Annotated in this window: 4 protein-coding genes; all 4 read left to right on the top strand. The window is 39.6% G+C overall.

The annotated features are described in order from the left end of the window. Positions 1-223: hypothetical protein (locus HCZ42_RS21760; RefSeq protein ID WP_217702310.1), on the top strand; the 223-nt coding region annotated here is incomplete at its 5' end. 135 nt (positions 224-358) lie between these two features. Continuing rightward, positions 359-922 (top strand): hypothetical protein, encoded by a 564-nt coding sequence (locus tag HCZ42_RS21585; protein ID WP_167422718.1) that lies wholly within the window; start codon positions 359-361, stop codon positions 920-922. 143 nt (positions 923-1,065) lie between these two features. After that, entirely contained in the window at positions 1,066-1,566 is a 501-nt protein-coding gene (locus tag HCZ42_RS21580; protein WP_069538267.1) for a GNAT family N-acetyltransferase, read from the top strand. Positions 1,567-1,702: 136 nt separating this feature from the next. Further along, on the top strand, positions 1,703-2,248 hold the full coding sequence (locus HCZ42_RS21575; protein ID WP_167422717.1) for a hypothetical protein: 546 nt from the start codon (positions 1,703-1,705) through the stop codon (positions 2,246-2,248). Positions 2,249-2,450: the final 202 nt, after the last annotated feature.

Genomic DNA, 2,450 nt, shown 5'->3' with positions numbered 1-2,450 from the left:
TCAGAAACCGATTTACTTGTTGAAAGTCAGCTTTGCAATATTGTCATTCTCAAATGAGCTTTTTGGTGTTGTTAGTCTGTTTTCTACGGCGCTGCATATTCCAAGTGGTTTCAGTGACAGGCGCTTTGAAACTGCGCCTGATTTGAGTTTGTCAGAGCACGTAAAACCAGTATTGGCAAAGCTGCAATCAACTTCAAACCAAAGCTTTAGGTTTGGCAACTAACAAAGCATTCAAGAGGGATTCACAACGCTTGGCAATTTTAGTTTGAATCGGTTTTAGTGTTTACGGCACAATGGTTTAGGTTAGGTGGTGGCGTTGTTCACCCCTTAATGCGGCGTTAGCTTTAAGAGATATAATATGACGAAGAAGGGTGTTCTATTTTCCACACTACTTGCACTATTTGTGCTGACAGCTGCAATCACATTGCTTGGTGTGCTAAACATAATTGAAATTGGAGAATTTTACTTGAAGGGCTTGTTTGCTGCCTTTTTACTTGAACTTGCAGCAACAGTTTTTGCAATAGCAGTTAAAGGAAATTTATTAGAGAGTGATGAGGCGGTTAGAGGCTCTAATCCTCCAGTTACTACTTGGGATTCGGCTGCAAGAGAAATTTCCGCAATGGAGGAAATTTATTCAAAGAAGTCAAAAAGTGAAATTGAGTTTAGAACGCAAGAACGCCTGAAAATCACTAAAGATATCGCCAAAAAAACAGCTAACTTGAAAATGGAATTAGAATTGCTCGAAGTAACCATAAAGCAATTTATACCTTCCAAAATGAGAGCTCTAATATACGCTCGTTTATTAAAGCAAGGTGAGCCAAAAGATGAAATTAATGTGGCGATCTTTTTCACCACTCAAGATGAAGTTGACGAGGCTATGCGTTACCTACTTGAACACGAATATGATGAGCAAAACTCATAAAGCTAACAAGCAATTTAAGAGGGATTCACAACGCTTGGCATTTTTGCTTCTACTTCAAATTTAGTGTTTATGGCACAATGCTTTAGCTAGGGTGGTAGCGTTGTTCACCCCTTAATTGGGCGTTAGCACACAAGGAGAAGGCTTTGAAATTCGCAAGAAAATTTGAATGTTCAAGTTTTGTATTTACTCCAATTGAAATCGCTGATGCAGTGTATTTATTAACCGCAGTGAACTCCGATTTATTTCCTGAGTCGCTTCCATTAGCAAACATTAAAACTCTAACTCAAGCTGAGAATTGGTGTTCAAATCGTATGTCAGAATGGAACATGGGCAAATGTTATGTTTGGAGCTGTCGCCGATTGCACAACTCCCAAGTTATTGGTCAGGTCACATTGCTTCCTCAGGAAAATCGTTTGGCTTTAGCTTATTGGGTTAATCCGGAATTCTGGGGTCAGGGTTTAGCGACGCAAATGTGCAAAGCTTTGTTATCACATGTTCGTAGTTCGGGTTATCAAGGTAGTATTTGGGCAGGTGTCCATTCTTGGAATAGTAGGAGCTCTTCGGTACTAAAGAAACTGGGTTTTGAACAGACAGCTTCTAATAGTGAAAATACAGCGGAGTACAGCTTGGAAATTGTGTGCTAACAAGCAATTTAAGAGGGATTCACAACGCTTGGCACTTTTGCTTCTACTTAAGTTTTAGTGTTTATGGCACAATGCTTTAGGTTTGGGTGGAGGCGTTGTTCACCCCTTAATTGGGCGTTATGTTCACGGAGATAAAATGTCACATCCTATTTACTACAATTCGATCGTACATGAGGCGTACTATATTGAACAATTAGCTTCGGCAAGCGCTAATCATGTGAGCAAGTTGTCAGAATCGTACAATACAGAAAAGGCGGAAGAATACTCTGTTTCTGAATACGAAATAGAGTACGCGTCTTACATTGAGTGGTTAATTGAGACGGTAAGTAGTCACCTCATTCTATGTGCTACACGTACAAGGGTTTTACAAGATAGCTATGACTTTTCTATTGAAGATAATCCCCAATATTCACCTGACCTAGAAGCTTTTGAGCATTTTGACCAAGTTGCCGAAGTAAGAAAAGGAAGTTTTAAGCCTTCTCTCCGAGAGTGTTGTAATAAAATTATTCATGCAACTTCGTACGATTTAGTGTTTGCCAAAAATGAATCTGGTTCAGAGTATTGGGTCGGTAACTGTGAGCTCAAAGGTAGCTTCAATAAAAAAGACTGGGTCATTGTATTGGATGCAACAAAGTTTTGTTTTGCTTTAAGGTATTACATTGATTTAATTAAGCACCTTTAGCAATGTGAACATAACAAAGCGTTTAAGACGGATTCCCAACGCTTGGCATCTTCAGTTTGAATCAGCTTTAGTGTTTACGGCACAATAGTTTAGGTCTGGTGGTAGTGTTGGTCACCACTTAACGCGGCGTTAGTTGCCAACGAGAAAAGCGCAGCTAAATCAGAATGTTTAGGGCTAATGTCCGTGTGTTTTTGGCTAGGTT

Origin of the sequence: Vibrio hepatarius (genome assembly GCF_011806575.1) — a bacterium.
In the GTDB taxonomy this organism is placed as follows: domain Bacteria; phylum Pseudomonadota; class Gammaproteobacteria; order Enterobacterales; family Vibrionaceae; genus Vibrio; species Vibrio hepatarius_A.
This window is presented reverse-complemented; position numbering and strand designations above follow the sequence as displayed.

What these genes read in the sequence shown, in the direction of transcription:
- HCZ42_RS21575 (WP_167422717.1), top strand. Translation starts at nt 1,703, where the DNA reads ATGTCACATCCTATTTACTACAATTCGATCGTACATGAGGCGTACTAT.
- HCZ42_RS21585 (WP_167422718.1), top strand. Translation starts at nt 359, where the DNA reads ATGACGAAGAAGGGTGTTCTATTTTCCACACTACTTGCACTATTTGTG.